Here is a 15,898-nt window from a genome sequence, read left to right on the forward strand (position 1 = left end):
CAGATCCTCGGCCGGGAAGCGGTGCCGGACAGGGCACCGGCAACACCCCGACCACGGCGCAGGCCAGACGCCGGGTCGGGAACGGGGCGTCCTGGTCCCCCGGCCAGGACGCCCCAACCACACAGCGGCAGGCACGACCAGGCCCGGTGCGGCGTTGCGCGCCGTCGCCCGGCGGGCGAAACGTGAGATCGGAGGCGGTACATGGCACTGGCGTTGACCGACGGACAGGTGGCACTGCTCCTGGCGATGGGCACCTCGTCGGAGGCGCTGGCCAACCCTCAGCAGGCGCTAGTGCGGGTCGGCACGGCCGAGTTCTCCATCCGGGACCTGTACGGGCTGCGGGCGGCCGGGCTGGTCAAGCACCCGCCCGGCGCCCCGCGGGTGTTGCAGCACAGGTTCGCCCTGAGCGAGCGCGGCGCGGCCGAGGCGAAGCACAGGCGGCAACAGCAGGCAGCAGACAACAGCGGCGTCGCGGTCCCGGCCCCGGTCGAGCGCCCCGCCGCTGCGGCCCGGCGCGGCCGCCCACTGGGGCAGCAGCAGATCGATGAGATCGTTGACCGGTACGTCAACGGTGGTCAGTCGATCCGGACGATCGGGGCTGCCCTCGGACTGTCCTACGGCGCGGTCCACGCTGCACTCACCGCATCTGGCACCACACTGCGGCCACGAGGCGGCGGCTACAGCCGCAGCAGCAAACAGCCGCAGACGCCCGCCGCGCGCGTGCCGTGGCCGAGATGGCGGGAAACGAAGTGATGGCGTTCGCGGTGCAGCGATGCGCTGTGCGCGGCGACTGCCGACCGCTGGCAGCGGCAACGGCTCACCTCCCCCGGTTCGAGTTCGCCAGATCCTCGGGCCGGGAAGCGGTGCCCACTGCCGACAGGGGCACCGGCAACACCCCGACCACGGCGCAGGCCAGACGCCGGGTCGGGAACGGGGCGTCCTGGTCCCCCGGCCAGGACGCCCCCACCACACAACGGCAGGCGCGAGGAGTGAGGGTGCGCGGCGAGCTGTTCTCGGTCGGTGTGACGCGGATCCGCGCGGTGTGGGCGCTGTACGACTCGCAGGAGTGGCCGGGGCCGGTGGTGCGCCGGTGGGGGCGGTGGCTGGGTGTCGCGGTCGGTCTCGTGCTGGGGTGCAACCTCGCCCTGGTGTTCGTGCTGGGGTGCGACCTCGCGCTGGTGGTGGGCGGGGTTGGCTACGGCATCCCGGCCGACATGGTGTCCTACGCGTTCGTCATGGTGGGCATGGACGCTGCCGGGCTGTTGCTGGTGCCGGTGGTGGTGGAACTGGTCGCGGTGCATGACCACCTGGCGACGGTGCGGGCGCCCGTGGCGGATGACGTGGCCGTGCCGGTGCGGCGGGTGGCTGAGCCGGTGTGGCGGGTGCTGGGGCCGCTGCCCGATGACGGCAATCTGCGGTGGTGGCAGGTGGCGCGCAGTATCCGGCTGGCGGTGGATGCCGGGTATCTGCGGGCGGGTGACCTGTTGCCGGGTGACCGGGTGTTGGCGCGGCACTGGCGGGTGTCGGGTACGTCGGTGCGGCGCGGCAAGCAGACTGCGGTCCGCCAGGGGTACCTCGTCGTCCGCGCGGACGGTCGGTGCCTCGCCGCCGAGCGGCCAGCACCCGCGCCTGCGCCCCAGCGCGGCACGGCAGCAGCGGTGGCTGCCGATGGCTGAGCACCTGCGGGTGCCGGCTGCGGCGTGCGTTGGGTGTCAAGGTCGAGTTGACACGTACGTGTCAGACCGGCTAAACCTGCAACCGTACGTACTTAAGTCCTTGACCAGACAAGTGTTCAACCCTTCCGGATGGTGGTTGCGATGCCGATCGAGTACGCCCCGCCGATGTACGCGGTCATCGTGAACACGCTGCAGGAGCGCATCAGCGACGGCAGCTACCCGCCGGACGCGAAGCTGCCCAGCGAGACCGAACTCATGGAAGAGTTCGGCGCGTCGCGGACGATCGTGGTCCGCGCCCTCGACCTGCTGCGCCAGGACGGGTGGATCTACTCCCGGCAGGGCAAGGGCCGGTTCTCCCAGGGCAAGCCCCCGGAACCGCAGCGGGTGCCGCAGCACGTTTCGGCGCTGTTGGCGGCAGAGGTCGACGGGCGGGTACGGGTGCTCGACGCGCGGGAGGCTGCGGCCCCGACGCGGGCGGCGTGGGCGCTCGGCGTGCAGGAGGGCGCCCCGGTGATGGTGCGGCGGTGGCTGGTGAGCGTCGATGAGGTCGGGCCGGTGGAGCTGGGCACCGCGTATGTGCCCCTCGACCTGGCGGCGGGGACCGGTGTCGGGTCGGTGGAGCCGTTGCGGGAGGGTCTGGCGCGGCATCTGGCGGACCGGGCCGGGTTGGAGCTGGACCACGCCACGCAGCGGATTTCGGCCCGTCCGGCGACGGTGGAAGAGTCCCGGTTGCTGGAGGTCGGCAAGCGGGAGTGCATGCTGACGGCGTTGCTGGCCGTGTACGACCGGCAGCAACGCCCGGTCCTCGCCCTCGACGTGGTGATGCCGCCGTCCCGGCATGAACTTGAGGACACCTTCACCCTGCGGTAGCAGCATCCACCACAGTCCACGGCCCTCGGGTGCCCGCGTCGGCATCCCGGGGGCTCGTTGCGTCGTGGCACCTGGTGACACCCCCATGACGCGGGCTGACACCTGTGGTCGCGGCGGGGGTCGGCGTACGGTCGGACGCGTAGCCGCCCCTGCCGGGTTGCATCGGTGTTCGTGAGTCTCGTCACCGTCGATCACTGCTGGACGTGTCAGGGGCGAGCTACAATCGAAGCACTTGACACGTTAAGTGGTCGCCCCGAGAACTGGTCGACGGGTGGCCCAGGCTGAAGGAGGAACGACGGTATGGCGCTGAAAGGTGGGACCCGGTTCGAGGTCCCGTTCGAGGCGGTGTTCCCGGCCGGCTGTGCGCTGGTGCCGGACTCGATCACGGAAGCGCAGGACTACAACCCGGCCAACGGGGCACGGACCCCATCGATTGACAAGGTGTCCGGGCTGCGGGTGTGGACGGTGCGGGTGGTGGACCTGGACCCGGAGCTTGGCGGCCGGTCCCATGAGGTGGCGGTGAAGATCTCCGCCCCGGTACAGCCGGTCCCGGACAACGGGGCGCCGTTCGCGCCGGTCGAGTTCGAGGGCCTGTCGGTGACCCCGTACGTGGCGCAGAACGGCAGGCTCGCGTACTCGCTGCGCGCGACCGGCTTCCGCACCCCCACGCCCGGCGGTGACCAGGCCTGACAACCGGGGTGGGGCGGTCCGGCTTCCTACGGCATCGGACCGCCCCGCTCGCTCCCCAACGCCCCTGCTGAGGCAAGGAAGGCGGGCTCCATCATGCCCAACTCCAGCCCTCGCCAACAACAGCACCCCCGCCGTACCCGGCCCGTGCCGGTGTGCCGGGGACAAGTGCAGCTGCTCACGCCCGTGGCGCGCGACGCCTCCGGGCGGTTCACCCGCTGGTCTCCCGGCCTGCCGGTGCAGTTGGTCGCGACCCGCCGTGACGCGCGCGGCCGGTTCACCACGCCCGGCGGCCGGGCCGCCAGCGGCCCTCGTGGTGTGTCTGTGAGAAAGGGCTGAAACCGTTGTACCGCAACAATCTCCCCCTGGTCCACGCCCGGCGCATGTCCATTCCGCTGCCGTGGTGGCTGATCATCTGGGTGCTCATTCCATACCTGCTGTACAAGACCGTCCGGGTGCTGCTCGTGCGGGTGCTGCCGTTCACGTGGCGGAACTGGTGCTCGCTGCTGATCGTGGCGGGCGCGCTCTATCTGCGGCACCGCTCCGGCTGGCTCGGCCTCGTCCTGGTCCTGCTCGTCACGGCCGGGCTCCTCACCGTGTGGTGGTGGCGGCGCCCGGCGTCGTTCGCCCGCTGGGTGCGGCTGCCGGTCCGGGCCTGGCGGCTCAGGGTGTTCTTCTACCGCCGTCACTGGCGCGAGGCGATGACCACGTGCCGGCTCGCGCAGCGCTTCGACGCGACGCTGACCGTGCCGAAGCTGCTGCGGGTGCGCTGCACCCATGCCACCGATGAGTTGACGGTCCGCATGCCGCGCGGGCAGAACCCCGACGACTGGCACCGCGCCGCCACCGATCTGGCCTACTCGTTCAACGCCCGGGTCTGCCGGGTCTACTCCGGCACCGCCGGAACCCCGCCGCTGCGCACGGGCCGTCTGGCCCCGATCTGGCGGGCGGTGGATCGGGTGCGCTACCGCGACCGGCCCCGCCTCGTGCGCCTCGTCGTCGTCCGCCGCGACCCCCTGTCCGCGATCGTGCCCGCGCTGCCGGTCCCGGCCATGCCCGACTTCGCCGCGCTGCCCCTCGGGCTGCGGGAAGACCTGCACCCGTTCCTGCTGCGCCTCCTCGCCACACACGTGCTCATCGTCGGCGCCACCCGCTCCGGCAAAGGCTCCGTGCAATGGTCCCTGGTCCGCGCGATGGCCCCGGCGATCCGCTCGGGGCTGGTGCGGCTGTGGGGCATCGACCCGAAAGGCGGGGTCGAGCTGTCGATCGGCGCAGCGCTGTTCACCCGCCTCGAATACACCGACCCCGGGCCGATGGTAGCCATGCTGGAAGACCTCGTGAGCATCATGCGCGACCGGCAGGCCCGGATGCAGGGCCACATCAGGGCCCACACGCCCACCCTGGATGAGCCGCTGTACGTGCTGATGGTGGACGAGATGATCGCCCTGGTCGCGCTGCTGCTCGACGTGGAACTGCGCAACCGGGCACGCTCCGCCCTCGCCCTGCTGCTCACCCAAGGCGCCGGGCTGGGCGTCCTCGTCGTCGGCGCGACCCAGGACCCGCGCAAGGAAATCATCGAACTGCGCGACTTCTTCCCCACCCGCATCGGGCTGCGACTGACCGAACGCAACCACGTCGACATGGTGCTCGGCGACGGCGCCCGCACCCGAGGCGCACTGTGCGACCTGCTCTCGCCTGATCCGGGCCTGCGCGGCATCGGATACGTGGTCCTCGACGGGCAGCCCGAGCCGATGCGGGTCCGGTTCGGCTACTGCACCGACACCGACGTGCGAGCGATGGCCACCCGCTACGCCGCCCCGGCCACAACCGCCCCCGGCCCCCAACCGTCCGAGCCGCAACCGGCGTCCCGGACCGAACCGCCGGCGACGCCACCGCGCCGGGTGCCCCGGCCCCGGACGGCCGGGCCGCTGCTGCCCGACAGCCTGGCGGAGTTCCTCGGCCGCGACAGCCACCAGGAACGCGACGGGGACGGGCGGGATGCCGCATGACCGGCACGACACCACCCCCGGCCACCGGCGGCGAGCCTGACCGCCGGTTCTACCGGCTCCGCGCCCCGGACACCGAACACGGCTCGTCGGCGGTCACGGTCCGGGTCACCGACGGCGACGACCTCTACGTCGCGGTCGGCGGGGGGCGGCGGCGCATGTACCTGACCGTCGCGGAGGCGTGGGCGTTGTGGCGGTGCCTGTCCGAAGCCGTCGCCTCGACCGGCCAGCCTCCCGAGTGGATTCGTGTCCCTGTCGTGCCGAAAGGCCGGTGAACACTGGTGAGCAGCATCCGGCAGCGGCCCGGCCGGGTCTGGGCCTACCTCGGCACCCTCGTGGGCGGCCTGGCGTCCCTGGCCGCGAACGTGGCGCACTGCTACGTCCCCCCGTCCGACGCCCGCGCGGGGTGGGCACCGGAGCCGGGCGCGGTCCTCGCGGCGATGTTCTGGCCCCTCGCCCTGTTCCTCGCGGTGGAGATCCTGGTCCGCACCCCGTGGCCGGCTGGCGGCTGGTGGCGCCTCGCCCGGTTCGGCGGCCTGCTGCCCGTCGCCCTGGTCGCGGCCGTCGTGTCGTACCGGCACCTGTCCGGACTGCTGCGGCATTACGGCGAAGACCCGTTGACCGCCGTCGCGGGACCGGCCGCCGTCGACGGGCTGATGGTGATGGCAGCGGCGGCCCTGCTCGCATTCGGGACCCACAGCGAGCCGGGCCGCACCGCCCCGACCGTACCAGAGGTATCGACCCCGCCCACTCCCGCGCCGGTGACGCCGGAACCGTTGTTGCCCGGTACCGAGATTGCGGTCGTCGCGCCGCCCCGGGTGGTCACCGGCGGCATCCGCTCCGGGGTGATCCGATGACCCTCACCGCCGACGCGCTGCCGGGCCTGGGCGACCCGGCCGACGAACCCCGCCCCGGCTCCCGCGCGGCCCGCATGCTCCTCCCCCTCGCCTCCAAAGTCGTCCAGGACATGGCGGCCGAGGCCGGGGTGTGCCTGCGCCCGGTCGGGCTGCGCCGCACGGACCTCACCACCGGCCAGACCGAGATCATCGACGTGCCGTGCGGCGCCACCCGCGAAGACAAATGCCCATCCTGCGCCAAGCGGGCACAGCGCCTGCGCAAGGTCCAGATCCGGGATGGCTGGCACCGCACCGACGAACCCGCCCCCGGCCCGAAACCCGCGACGGATGAGCACCGGGCGCTGATCAGCCTCCGCGCCCACCTCGAACACGGCCGGGACCAAGCCGTCCGCGCCGCACAGTGGGACCAGGTCGCCGAGGTCGACGACGCGATCGGCGAGGTGGAGGAAGCCATCGCCGTGCAAGGGCTCCGGGGAACAGTGGCGCCCGGCCACGACGTACGGAGCGAGCCGAAGCGGCAACGGTCCACCCGGCGGCGGCAGGACGCGCCCGCGCTGCCCCGGCAGAAGGTGGCCCCGCGCACGGTCGGGCGGGTGTACACGGCCCCGGACGGCACGGAGTATCGGCCGTCGATGTGGCTCACGCTCACCCTGGACTCGTACGGGGCCGTGCGGGACGACGGCACCCCGGTGGACCCCGCGACGTACGACTACCGGCGCGCGGCCTGGGACGCCATCGCCTTCCCCCGGCTCCTCGACAGGTTCTGGCAGAACCTGCGCCGCTGTGTCGGCTGGAACGTCCAATACGCCGGCTGTGTGGAGCCGCAACGGCGGCTCGCGCCGCACGCGCACTTCGCCATCCGGGGCACCATCCCCCGCACGGTGCTGCGCGAGGTGGCGGCGGCGACCTACCACCAGGTGTGGTGGCCCGCCATCGACACACCCGTCTACACGCCGCACCGGCTGCCGGTGTGGGACAGCGACACGGAGGTGTGGCGGGACCCCGATACCGGGACGGCGCTGCTGGCCTGGGATGCGGCGTTGGACGCGATCGACGCTGACCCTGCAGCGGCACCGGCGCACGTGGCCCGGTTCGGGGTCCAGATGCGGGCGGAGGGCCTGACCGCCGATCACCACAACGTGGACCGCACGATCGGCTACATCACCAAGTACATCACCAAGTCCGCGGCCGACTGCCACACCATCACCACCGACCGGCAACGTGACCACCTGGAACGGTTCTGGCAGCAACTCCGCGTGACGCCGTGCTCCGACCGGTGCGCAAACTGGCTGCTCTACAGCATCGCCCCGAAGCAGGCCCACGGCCGGCTCCGGCCGGGCAACTGCAAGAGCCGCGTCCACCAACGCGCCACGCTGGGCATCGGCGGGCGGCGCATCCTCGTGTCCCGGGACTGGTCCGGCAAGACCCTGGCTGATCACCGCTACGACCTGCGGGCCTGGGTTCGTGCGCTGCTGGCCACGTCGACCGGTATCGACCAGGACCCGGTCACGGACGGTGAGGACGGCGGACCCCCGGAGGGGGGCGGGGGTGGGTGGGTGGCACCAACGCCCGCCCCGGTCGCGTGGGAACTGGCTCGGCCGAACGATCCCGACCTACCTCCGATGCGGCACCGCCTCCTGCGCGCCTTGGCACAGCGCATGCAGTGGCGGGCGGCGCTCAACGCTGCCAAGGACCGGGCCGCGCAGTATCCGGCGCCGGTGCAGCGGAATGTTTCGGCAACTGGGCTCAACGAGCACGATCACCACGGGGGAGAAGGTGGGGAGTGGACACCAGGTTGAGCGCGGCACGCGACAACCACCCAGCACAACGGCGCGCCACCAACACGCTCACCGAACCGGAAGCGGTGGCCGCTGACCCGGCCGATGACACAGCACCGTTGACCGTGATCGTCCACCCGCAGGATTTCAGGCTTCCGGACGTGCTCCGGCAGATCGAGGCGGGAAAGATTGTGCTCGTCATGCCGCAGCACGACGGCCGTGACTAGCCGTCCAGCCGGAAACGGCCGAGGCTCACTCGATACACCTCCGAGTGAGCCTCTACCGCTGCTGGTCCTACCGCCGGAAACACAGCCCGTTACCGAGGTCGACAATCCCGGTCATGCCTGGGTCCTCCGCGCCCGCCGTGCCGATGGCGATCCCCCACCGTCCACCGTGGTGCACCAGACCCAAGCCCCACGACGCCTTGACCGCACGGACCATGCCCCGCTTGACCGTGTCATCACCCGCATGCCACATCTCAGCAACCGTCTGCCCCGTGGGCGCATAGTCGAAACTGTCCGGAACGATCACGAACCGCTCGATGCGCGCCTTCATCGCCTTCCGCTGGGCGATCAGCGCGTCAAGCTCGTCATCGTCCTCGGTAGCGGACAACCGGGCCTGAATCTTGCGGAGCTCGGCGTTCAACTCGTCCAGCTCGTGAGCGTTGCCCGCCACCCGCTGAAAGGCCAGGATGGCGGTCGTGTCGTTGGCGAACATGTCGGCAATCACGTCCATCACCGGCTGCGCCTCGGCACCCTTGAACCTGCCACAGGCCAGCCGCCGCCGCTCACGACCAGCACACCGCAGCGTCGGGGTACGCGGCTTCTGCGCACGCGGCTCGCCCGTGCGCGCGTCCTTCCCCGGGGTCAGGCCAGCATGGACCAGCAGTTTCCCCGCACACTCGGGACAGTCCAGCAGGCCGGAAATCCAGGTGACTGGACTGGCCACAGGTCGGCCACCCTTGTTCACGCGGCTCTCGTCCTTGTTCGCCTCAAGGACCTTGTTCGCACGCCACCACAACGCCGACTCGACCACGGGCTCAACCGCATGGGTCCACGTCTCCGTCCGGCCCTCGTGCGTGTAGGAGCACTCCACCACACCGGTATGGTTCGCAGCGAACCTGATCAGGCTCTTCACCGAAGTCGGATACAGGTCGTACGCCCGCGCCACGCTGTTCACCGGTTCCAGATTCGCGACACGCTCGTAAATATCCACAACAGCGGCGGGGTTGGCACACGACGCCTGCTTGGCGTACCGGACACCGCTCCTCGTCCAGAACGCCGGCAACGGCCCGCGATGCGCCTTATTGTCACGGATCATCATGATCCCGCGATACGTCGTACTCTTCACCGTCCTGGACTTCTCCGCGTTCGCGTGCTGCGCCACCAGCGTCACGATACGACCAGCGAAGTCGGTACGCCCGAACTGCGGCTCACTGATCGAAACGACATCCCCACCCGCCGACCGGATCTCCAGCAGAATCTCCGCCTGCGCGTCCAAATCCTCCCGCCGGTCAAGACGAGACGACTCGGTGACCATCAACGTCCTGTAGTCCCCGCGCTCAATATCCCGGATCACTTCACGCAACGCCGGTTCCTGCGTCCCATGACTCGCCGAGTAACCATGCAGCCGGAACCACTTCACGATCGTCACACCGCGCTCAACAGCGGCGGCATCAATCACCTTGATCTGCGATGCCTCGTCCTGGCTGCCAGTGCTGACCCGCACAAACCCCGCGCCGAGTGAAATCCCCATGTGTGTATTCTACTCAACAACCTACGACCGTTGCTCCCGTCAGACACCGGGCCCGGCCTGCCCTGAACGGGCGGCCGGGCCCTGCCAGGTCCGCGGTGCCAAGAACACGGCCGGCGCGGCGGCGGGGAGGGCGTCGTCAGCGGCGGGCGGCGAGGAGCACGTCGTTGGGGTTGCAGGCGCTGCACGGGGTGAAGCCCAGCTCCACCGCCTCGTGCGCGGGCAGCCCCTCGCTCTCCCGGCCCAGCAGGTGGGGGCAGCTCGGCACGTGGTAGCGGGGCCGGCCGTCGATCACCAGGACCTCGGTGTCGAGCGTGGCGATGCGGGCCAGGTCGGCGGCGGACGAGTGCTGGATCGGCGGCTCGTCCGCGGGCTCCTCGTCGTCGTACTCGTCATCGTCGTCATCATCGGCGTAGTCGGCCGGGTACTCCTCGTAGTGCCGCCGATCCTCGGTCTCGCGTTGCGAGACGGTGACCGGCGGCTCCGGCTCGTCGCGCACCGGCGCGATCATCGCGGTCTCGTCGGCCGGCTCGGCGCGGGCGGCGGAGCGGGTGCCGGTGGCGGTGCCGTAGGTGGTCCCGGCACGGGCCCCGGCGCCGACCGCCTGGCGCTCGGCCGGGCGGGCGAACTCGCCCGAGCCGCCCAGGTCGAGGTCCTCGACGCCGAGGTGGGAGGCGAGCGGGTCGTACCGCTCCACGGGCACCTGGCGCCCGGTGCGGGCGCGCGAGGAGGTGCGGGCGGCCGCGGCCTGGCGCCCGCCGACGATGAGCGCCACCGCGGCCAGCAGGCTCGCCCCGATGGACGCTACGAGCAGGGCGTCCGAGCCCTGCAGCAGCCCCAGCACGAGCAGGCCGACGGCCACCACGATCAGCAGCAGGCTTCCGACGATCACGGCCCTGTCCCTCCGCAGCGCGAGTCCCGGGTCGAGTGCAGAGCCTCTCCGGGCGAGTGTCTCTCAGCCGGTACAACGACCGAACCTGCCGGAAGTCTCCCAAAACGACTGACGCTCCAGCCGAATTTCGACTGGAGCGCCGCGTGTCGCATTGACTACGCCTCACCCAAGACCGCCGCTGAGCCCAGCCGCGCTCGCGGCCCCGACCGCCACCGACACCGGGGGTTGGACCAGGTGCACTACGCGGCCCCCGACCACCGCAACCACCAACACGGGGGTGTGGGTGGCGAAGCCCCCACTGCGGAGCGAGCGAAGCGAGCGCGAAGAAGGCACAGGCTCCCCGGCGAGCAGCCCGGAACGGGCTGCGAGCAGGATGAGCCCAGCCTGTCGCCTCTCAGCGGCCGGCGCCCTCGTAGCCGCCGGCGAGGCCGGCCGTGGCCAGGCCGCCGCCGACCGCCGGGCGGGAGCCCGTGTTCTCGCCGCGCTGCGTCATCTCGGCCTCGAGGCTCTGCTCGCGGCCGGTGAGGTCGCGCAGCTGGCTCTCCAGGTAGGCCTTGAGACGCGTGCGGTACTCGCGCTCGAACTGCTTGAGCTCCTCGATGTGCTTCTGCAGCGCGGTGCGCTTCGCGTCGAGGCCGCCCATGGCCTCCTGGTGGCGCTGGCGGGCGTCGCGCTCGAGCGCGTCGGCCTTCGCCCGCGCGTCGCGGGTGACCTCCTCGGCCTTGGTGCGGGCCTCGGAGAGCAGCTTGTCGGCCTCGCGGCGGGCGTCGGACACGTGGTCGTCGGCGGTGCGCTGGGCCATCATCAGCACCCGCAGCGCCTGCTGCTCGCCGTCGCCGGAGACGGCGCCGCCGCCTCCGCCGGTGCGGATCTGGTCGAGCTCCTGCTGCATGCTGCGCGCGGCCGACTCCGCGGACGACTTCTCCCGCTGGACGCGCTCGAACTGCGTCTTGAGGTCGGCGAGCTCCGCGGCCAGGCGGGGGTCGCCGCCGGCGCCGGTGGAGACGCGGGCCGGCGCACCGCCGCCGCGCTCGAGCTGGGCGCGCAGCTCGTTGTTCTCTTCGATCAGCCGGGCGAGCTCACGCTCGACCTCGTCGAGGAAGGCGTCGACCTCCTCCTCGTCGTAGCCCCGCTTGCCGATTGGGGGCTTCTTGAAGGCGACGTTGTGAACGTCGGCCGGGGTCAGCGGCATCGAAACTCCTCGGGTCAGTTGCGGCCGCGCGGCCGCCGAGCGGTGCGTGTCACGAGAACGCCGCGATCAGCCGCCCTAACACGACGTACATCAGCACGAACAGGATAACCAGCAGCACAAGCGAAGACAGGTCCACGGCCACGGTACCAATACGCAGCGGACGAATCACCCGCCTCAACGCTTTGAGCGGCGGATCGGTGACGCTCCACACCACTTCAAGCGCCGCCGCGGCACCCCGGCGGGGTTGCCAGCGGCGTCCGAACTGCATGACGTAGCCCATCACGAAGCGTGCGAGGAGCGCCACCAGGAAGAGGTAGAGCAGCAGATGCACGATCTGCAAGGTGATGGACACCACGGTCGTTGAGTCCTCGCATCAGCTCTGGTTGAAGAACCCGCCCTCGGCGATCTTAGCTTTGTCCTCGGCGGTGACCTGGACATTTGCCGGAGAGAGCAGGAAGACTCGGTTGGTCACCCGCTCGAAGTTACCACGCAGGCCGAATACCAGCCCCGCCGCGAAGTCGACCAATCGCTTGGCGTCCGCCTCGTCCATTTCGGTGAGGTTCATGATCACCGGGACGCCGTCGCGGAAGTGCTCACCGATCGTGCGCGCCTCGTTATACGTCGTGGGGTGCAGCGTGGTGATCGCGTAACGGCGGTCGTCGCTGTCTTCCTCCACCTGGGGCCGCTCCCGGACCGAGCCGGCCGGCGTGAGGGCGAGATTGTCGCGCGTCGGGTAGCTGATCGACGAAGTCGGGCGCGTGATCGAGCGCACGGTGCTGGTGCGGTCCGCGGCCGAGAGGCGCTCCGAAGCGGACAGCCGCTCGGACGCCGACAGGCGCTCCGAGGCCGAGAGGCGCTCGGAGGCGGACAACCGCTCGGAGGCCGAGTGCCGCTCCGACGCCGAGAGGCGCTCCGAAGCGGAAAGCCGCTCCGAGGTCGAGCGGGTGCGCGGCGCCGGCACCTCGTCGACGTCGTCCTCGTCGTCAAGCAGGTCGTCGCCGTACCGGTAATGACGATCATCGTAACCGCGATCGTCCTCGTCCTCGACGAGACCGAGCCAGACGCCCGCCCTGCGCAGAGCACCCATCCGCGCTCCTCCGTCCACCGCCATGCGGCACTTCCCCCCGTTCGGTGCCACCGATCACGTCGTGCGACACCGCCCCGCCGGCGCAGAACCACACCCGTGTAGTTTTTCCGTTCCCGCGGTCAGGCTACCCCAGTGGAGTACGTTTTCCGAGCAATGCGCTGCCGACACGGACATGTGTCGAGCCGTGCAGAATCGCGGATTCCAGGTCGCCGCTCATGCCCGCGGAAATCCAGTCCGGCGTGCCGTCCGGCCCGGTGAAGCGCTGCTTGATCCGGCCCGAGATCGCCGCCAGGCGGGCGAATGCGTCGTCGGGCGCCCAGTCCACCGGCGCCACCGCCATGACCCCGAGCAGCCGCAGCGCGGGGCTGGCCGCGATCGCCTCGGCGACCTTCTCCACGGCGCCGGTGACCGCGCCGCCGCGCCGCTCGTCGTCGTCCAGGCTCACCTGGACCAGCGCGCCGAGCGGCGTCTCGCGCCCGGATCGGACCACGGCGTCGGTGAGCGCGTCGACCAGGCGCAGGCTGTCCACGGAGTGCACGACATCGGCGTAGGTCACCACCGAGCGGGCCTTGTTGCGCTGCAGCTGCCCGACGAAGTGCCAGCGCACGTCGGGCACCGCCGCCGCCTTCGGGGCGGCCTCCTGGTCGCGGTTCTCCCCCACGTCGCGCACGCCCAGCTCGACCAGCCGGGCGACGTCGTCCGCCGGATAGGTCTTGGTGATCGCCACCAGCGTGACCGACTCCGGCTCCCGGCCGGCGGCGCGGCAGGCGGCCGCGATCCGCTCCCGGACCGCCGCGAGATTGGCCGCGATCTGCGCCGTGCGCGGGTCCACCGGGAAAGACCTCCGAAAATGCCGAACGGGTGAGCCGCGATTGCGACCCACCCATTCAAGCAGAAGTCGATCAGGCGCCGTTCTTCAGGAAGTCCGGCACGTCGACGTCGTCGAAGAGCACCCGCCGGGGCGGCGGCGGGGCCTGACGCTCCTGGGGAGCGGGCTCCTTGGGCTGGCTGTGCTGCCCGTGCTGCGTGCGCGGGGCCCGTGCCTCGACCGGGCGGTACGCCGGGGCGCCGCCGTCGAAGCCCGCCGCGATGACCGTGACGCGAACCTCGTCGCCGAGCGCGTCGTCGATGACCGCGCCGAAGATGATGTTGGCGTCCGGGTGCGCGGCGTCGGTGACCAGCTGCGCCGCGTCGTTGATCTCGAACAGGCCCAGGTCGGACCCGCCCGCGATGGACAGCAGCACGCCGCGCGCCCCGTCCATGCTCTGCTCCAGCAGGGGGCTGGAGATCGCCGACTCGGCGGCCTCGACCGCGCGGTTGTCGCCGCGGGCGCTGCCGATGCCCATGAGCGCGCTGCCCGCGCCGCTCATGACGCTCTTGACGTCGGCGAAGTCGAGGTTGATGAGGCCCGGCGTGGTGATCAGGTCGGTGATGCCCTGAACACCGGAGAGCAGGACCTGGTCGGCCTGGCGGAACGCGTCCATCATGCTGATGCCGCGATCGCCGAGGGCCAGCAGGCGGTCGTTGGGGATCACGATGAGCGTGTCGCACTGGTTGCGCAGCTCCTCGATGCCCGCCTCGGCCTGCACCTGCCGGCGCTTGCCTTCGAACGAGAACGGCCGGGTGACCACGCCGATGGTCAGCGCGCCGAGCTTCCGCGCGATGTTGGCCACGACGGGAGCGCCGCCGGTGCCGGTGCCGCCACCCTCGCCGCAGGTGACGAAGACCATGTCGGCGCCCTTGAGCACCTCTTCGATCTCGTCGCGGTGGTCCTCGGCCGCATTCTTGCCGACATCGGGATTGGCGCCCGCACCGAGCCCGCGGGTCAGTTCCCGGCCGACGTCGAGCTTGACGTCGGCGTCGCTCATCAGGAGGGCCTGGGCGTCGGTGTTGATCGCGATGAACTCGACGCCCTTCAGGCCAACCTCGATCATGCGATTGACGGCGTTGACACCGCCGCCGCCGATGCCGACGACCTTGATGACCGCGAGATAGTTGTGCGGATGTGTCATCGGACCACCTTTCCTTTCGAGGTTGGCGAGCGCCGATCCTGTCCGGGGTCGTCGATGCGAATCCCGGTCCGGTTCCCCGATGGGAACCTGTCCCGAGCCCGACCCCGCGACGGGCGGCGTCCGCCAATGCGAACGCACCGGATGGGGGTCCCGCAAACCCTCACCCTTTACTAGAGGCTTATAGTTATGTCAACTAATGCCTTATCGCAAGGTAAGGGCCTGACTGTCGTGATCCAAGGACCACGCCCGGCGTGTCGGCCATTCGCCCACCGCGCCGCCGACGATTTCCTTAACGCGGCCGGGGTACCGCGTGTGACGGCCGGGCCGGCTACTTCTCCACGACCACGCCGGGGGCGCTGACGTCCAGGGTGTGGCCCGGCTCGATCCGGGTCAGCTCCAGCACCCGGACCTTCGCCGGGTTCTGCGTCGCGTCCCCCCACACGACCAGCCGATTGCCGGTCAGCTCGAGCCGGATCCGGGTCGGCGACTCGGCGACCAGCGTCACCAGCTGCGAGCGGATCACCGGCGGCAACGCGGCCAGCACGGTCAGCGCGCCCATGGTGGTGGCGTCGCCGGGCTCGGGCTGGGCGATGCGGACCTGCGGCAGGCCGGGCGGGGCGGCGTCCACCGCCAGGAACGCCACGCCGTCGGCGTCGAGCAGGGTGTAGCCGCGGACCCTGGGCACCACCGCGACCGCCGTGCGCTCCTGCACCGTGATGGCCAGGGTGTGCGGGTAGCGGGCGGCGACGGTCGCCGCCTTCACCGGCTTGAGGTCGCGGACCCGCCGCTCGACCGCGCCCAGGTTCAGCCTGGGCAGCGGGGTGCCGGGGCGGACGGCGGCGGTTCGACGTACCACCTCTGGATCCAAAACGGACGCGCCGGTGACCTCAATCCGCTCGACGCCCAGCGCCGGGGTCAGGTAAACGATCGCCGCCACCCCGCCGAGCAGCGCGGCCACGCCCAGCGCCACCAGCCAGGGCAGTGCCGCGCGGAGGCGGTGCCGCCTGGCCCGCCGGGCGAAGCGCCGCACCGACTGCGGCGCGCCGCGAGGGGCCAGGACGAGCCGCCAGCCGCGCGTCTGGGTCAACC

Annotated in this window: 17 protein-coding genes; 9 read left to right on the forward strand and 8 right to left on the reverse strand. The window is 71.2% G+C overall.

What is annotated here, in order from left to right:
* Positions 1-201: 201 nt before the first annotated feature.
* The 9 genes from ACQPXD_RS44980 to ACQPXD_RS45020 all read left to right on the forward strand — a co-directional run bounded on the left by ACQPXD_RS44980 (position 202) and on the right by ACQPXD_RS45020 (position 8,101).
* Positions 202-753, forward strand: coding sequence for a helix-turn-helix domain-containing protein (locus tag ACQPXD_RS44980; RefSeq protein ID WP_432829344.1), 552 nt, complete (start codon positions 202-204; stop codon positions 751-753).
* 242 nt (positions 754-995) lie between these two features.
* Complete coding sequence (locus tag ACQPXD_RS44985; protein ID WP_432829346.1) at positions 996-1,676, forward strand: hypothetical protein; 681 nt, start codon at positions 996-998, stop codon at positions 1,674-1,676.
* Between the two features lie 141 nt (positions 1,677-1,817).
* Entirely contained in the window at positions 1,818-2,546 is a 729-nt protein-coding gene (locus ACQPXD_RS44990) for a GntR family transcriptional regulator (RefSeq protein ID WP_432829348.1), read from the forward strand.
* 300 nt (positions 2,547-2,846) lie between these two features.
* On the forward strand, positions 2,847-3,236 hold the full coding sequence (locus ACQPXD_RS44995; protein WP_432829350.1) for a transcriptional regulator: 390 nt from the start codon (positions 2,847-2,849) through the stop codon (positions 3,234-3,236).
* Positions 3,237-3,616: 380 nt separating this feature from the next.
* On the forward strand, positions 3,617-5,242 hold the full coding sequence (locus ACQPXD_RS45000; protein WP_432829352.1) for an FtsK/SpoIIIE domain-containing protein: 1,626 nt from the start codon (positions 3,617-3,619) through the stop codon (positions 5,240-5,242).
* Positions 5,239-5,514: a spread protein gene (locus tag ACQPXD_RS45005; RefSeq protein WP_432829354.1), complete on the forward strand. Its 276-nt coding sequence runs from the start codon at positions 5,239-5,241 to the stop codon at positions 5,512-5,514. Before ACQPXD_RS45000 ends, ACQPXD_RS45005 begins: the two co-directional genes overlap by 4 nt.
* A 6-nt stretch (positions 5,515-5,520) precedes the next feature.
* Positions 5,521-6,096 carry a DUF2637 domain-containing protein gene (locus ACQPXD_RS45010; protein ID WP_432829356.1) on the forward strand — a complete coding sequence of 192 codons (576 nt, stop codon included), beginning with the start codon at positions 5,521-5,523 and terminating at the stop codon, positions 6,094-6,096.
* The gene (locus tag ACQPXD_RS45015) at positions 6,093-7,895 is read left to right on the forward strand and encodes a replication initiator (protein WP_432829358.1); all 1,803 of its coding nucleotides are present in this window, start codon (positions 6,093-6,095) and stop codon (positions 7,893-7,895) included. Before ACQPXD_RS45010 ends, ACQPXD_RS45015 begins: the two co-directional genes overlap by 4 nt.
* The gene (locus ACQPXD_RS45020; protein ID WP_432829360.1) at positions 7,880-8,101 is read left to right on the forward strand and encodes a hypothetical protein; all 222 of its coding nucleotides are present in this window, start codon (positions 7,880-7,882) and stop codon (positions 8,099-8,101) included. The genes ACQPXD_RS45015 and ACQPXD_RS45020 overlap by 16 nt, the downstream gene beginning before the upstream one ends.
* Before the next feature lie 67 nt (positions 8,102-8,168).
* Here ACQPXD_RS45020 and ACQPXD_RS45025 read toward each other — a convergent pair whose 3' ends face one another.
* From ACQPXD_RS45025 to ACQPXD_RS45060, 8 genes are all read right to left on the reverse strand, one after another.
* Positions 8,169-9,629, reverse strand: a complete 1,461-nt coding sequence (locus ACQPXD_RS45025) for a recombinase family protein (RefSeq protein ID WP_432829362.1) — start codon at positions 9,627-9,629, stop codon at positions 8,169-8,171.
* A gap of 136 nt (positions 9,630-9,765) precedes the next feature.
* On the reverse strand, positions 9,766-10,518 hold the full coding sequence (locus ACQPXD_RS45030; protein ID WP_432829363.1) for a hypothetical protein: 753 nt from the start codon (positions 10,516-10,518) through the stop codon (positions 9,766-9,768).
* A gap of 394 nt (positions 10,519-10,912) precedes the next feature.
* Complete coding sequence (locus ACQPXD_RS45035; protein ID WP_432829365.1) at positions 10,913-11,710, reverse strand: DivIVA domain-containing protein; 798 nt, start codon at positions 11,708-11,710, stop codon at positions 10,913-10,915.
* A 49-nt stretch (positions 11,711-11,759) separates the two neighbouring features.
* Positions 11,760-12,065, reverse strand: a complete 306-nt coding sequence (locus ACQPXD_RS45040; protein ID WP_432829367.1) for a YggT family protein — start codon at positions 12,063-12,065, stop codon at positions 11,760-11,762.
* An 18-nt stretch (positions 12,066-12,083) separates the two neighbouring features.
* Positions 12,084-12,797 carry a cell division protein SepF gene (gene sepF, locus ACQPXD_RS45045; RefSeq protein ID WP_432829369.1) on the reverse strand — a complete coding sequence of 238 codons (714 nt, stop codon included), beginning with the start codon at positions 12,795-12,797 and terminating at the stop codon, positions 12,084-12,086.
* Positions 12,798-12,921: 124 nt separating this feature from the next.
* The gene (locus tag ACQPXD_RS45050; RefSeq protein ID WP_432829371.1) at positions 12,922-13,629 is read right to left on the reverse strand and encodes a YggS family pyridoxal phosphate-dependent enzyme; all 708 of its coding nucleotides are present in this window, start codon (positions 13,627-13,629) and stop codon (positions 12,922-12,924) included.
* Between the two features lie 70 nt (positions 13,630-13,699).
* On the reverse strand, positions 13,700-14,809 hold the full coding sequence (gene ftsZ, locus ACQPXD_RS45055; protein ID WP_432829373.1) for a cell division protein FtsZ: 1,110 nt from the start codon (positions 14,807-14,809) through the stop codon (positions 13,700-13,702).
* Between the two features lie 328 nt (positions 14,810-15,137).
* Positions 15,138-15,896 carry a cell division protein FtsQ/DivIB gene (locus ACQPXD_RS45060; protein ID WP_432829375.1) on the reverse strand — a complete coding sequence of 253 codons (759 nt, stop codon included), beginning with the start codon at positions 15,894-15,896 and terminating at the stop codon, positions 15,138-15,140.
* Between the last annotated feature and the right edge of the window lie 2 nt (positions 15,897-15,898).

It is taken from the genome of Dactylosporangium sp. CA-092794, assembly GCF_050948465.1.
In the GTDB taxonomy this organism is placed as follows: Bacteria; Actinomycetota; Actinomycetes; order Mycobacteriales; family Micromonosporaceae; genus Dactylosporangium.

Excerpts from the sequence above, each read along its gene's own strand:
- ACQPXD_RS45000 (WP_432829352.1), top strand. The coding sequence starts at position 3,617 with ATGTCCATTCCGCTGCCGTGGTGGCTGATCATCTGGGTGCTCATTCCA.
- ACQPXD_RS45015 (WP_432829358.1), top strand. The coding sequence starts at position 6,093 with ATGACCCTCACCGCCGACGCGCTGCCGGGCCTGGGCGACCCGGCCGAC.
- ACQPXD_RS45035 (WP_432829365.1), bottom strand. The coding sequence starts at position 11,710 with ATGCCGCTGACCCCGGCCGACGTTCACAACGTCGCCTTCAAGAAGCCC.
- ACQPXD_RS45025 (WP_432829362.1), bottom strand. The coding sequence starts at position 9,629 with ATGGGGATTTCACTCGGCGCGGGGTTTGTGCGGGTCAGCACTGGCAGC.
- ACQPXD_RS44980 (WP_432829344.1), top strand. The coding sequence starts at position 202 with ATGGCACTGGCGTTGACCGACGGACAGGTGGCACTGCTCCTGGCGATG.
- ACQPXD_RS44995 (WP_432829350.1), top strand. The coding sequence starts at position 2,847 with ATGGCGCTGAAAGGTGGGACCCGGTTCGAGGTCCCGTTCGAGGCGGTG.
- sepF (WP_432829369.1), bottom strand. The coding sequence starts at position 12,797 with ATGGGTGCTCTGCGCAGGGCGGGCGTCTGGCTCGGTCTCGTCGAGGAC.
- ftsZ (WP_432829373.1), bottom strand. The coding sequence starts at position 14,809 with ATGACACATCCGCACAACTATCTCGCGGTCATCAAGGTCGTCGGCATC.
- ACQPXD_RS45005 (WP_432829354.1), top strand. The coding sequence starts at position 5,239 with ATGACCGGCACGACACCACCCCCGGCCACCGGCGGCGAGCCTGACCGC.
- ACQPXD_RS44990 (WP_432829348.1), top strand. The coding sequence starts at position 1,818 with ATGCCGATCGAGTACGCCCCGCCGATGTACGCGGTCATCGTGAACACG.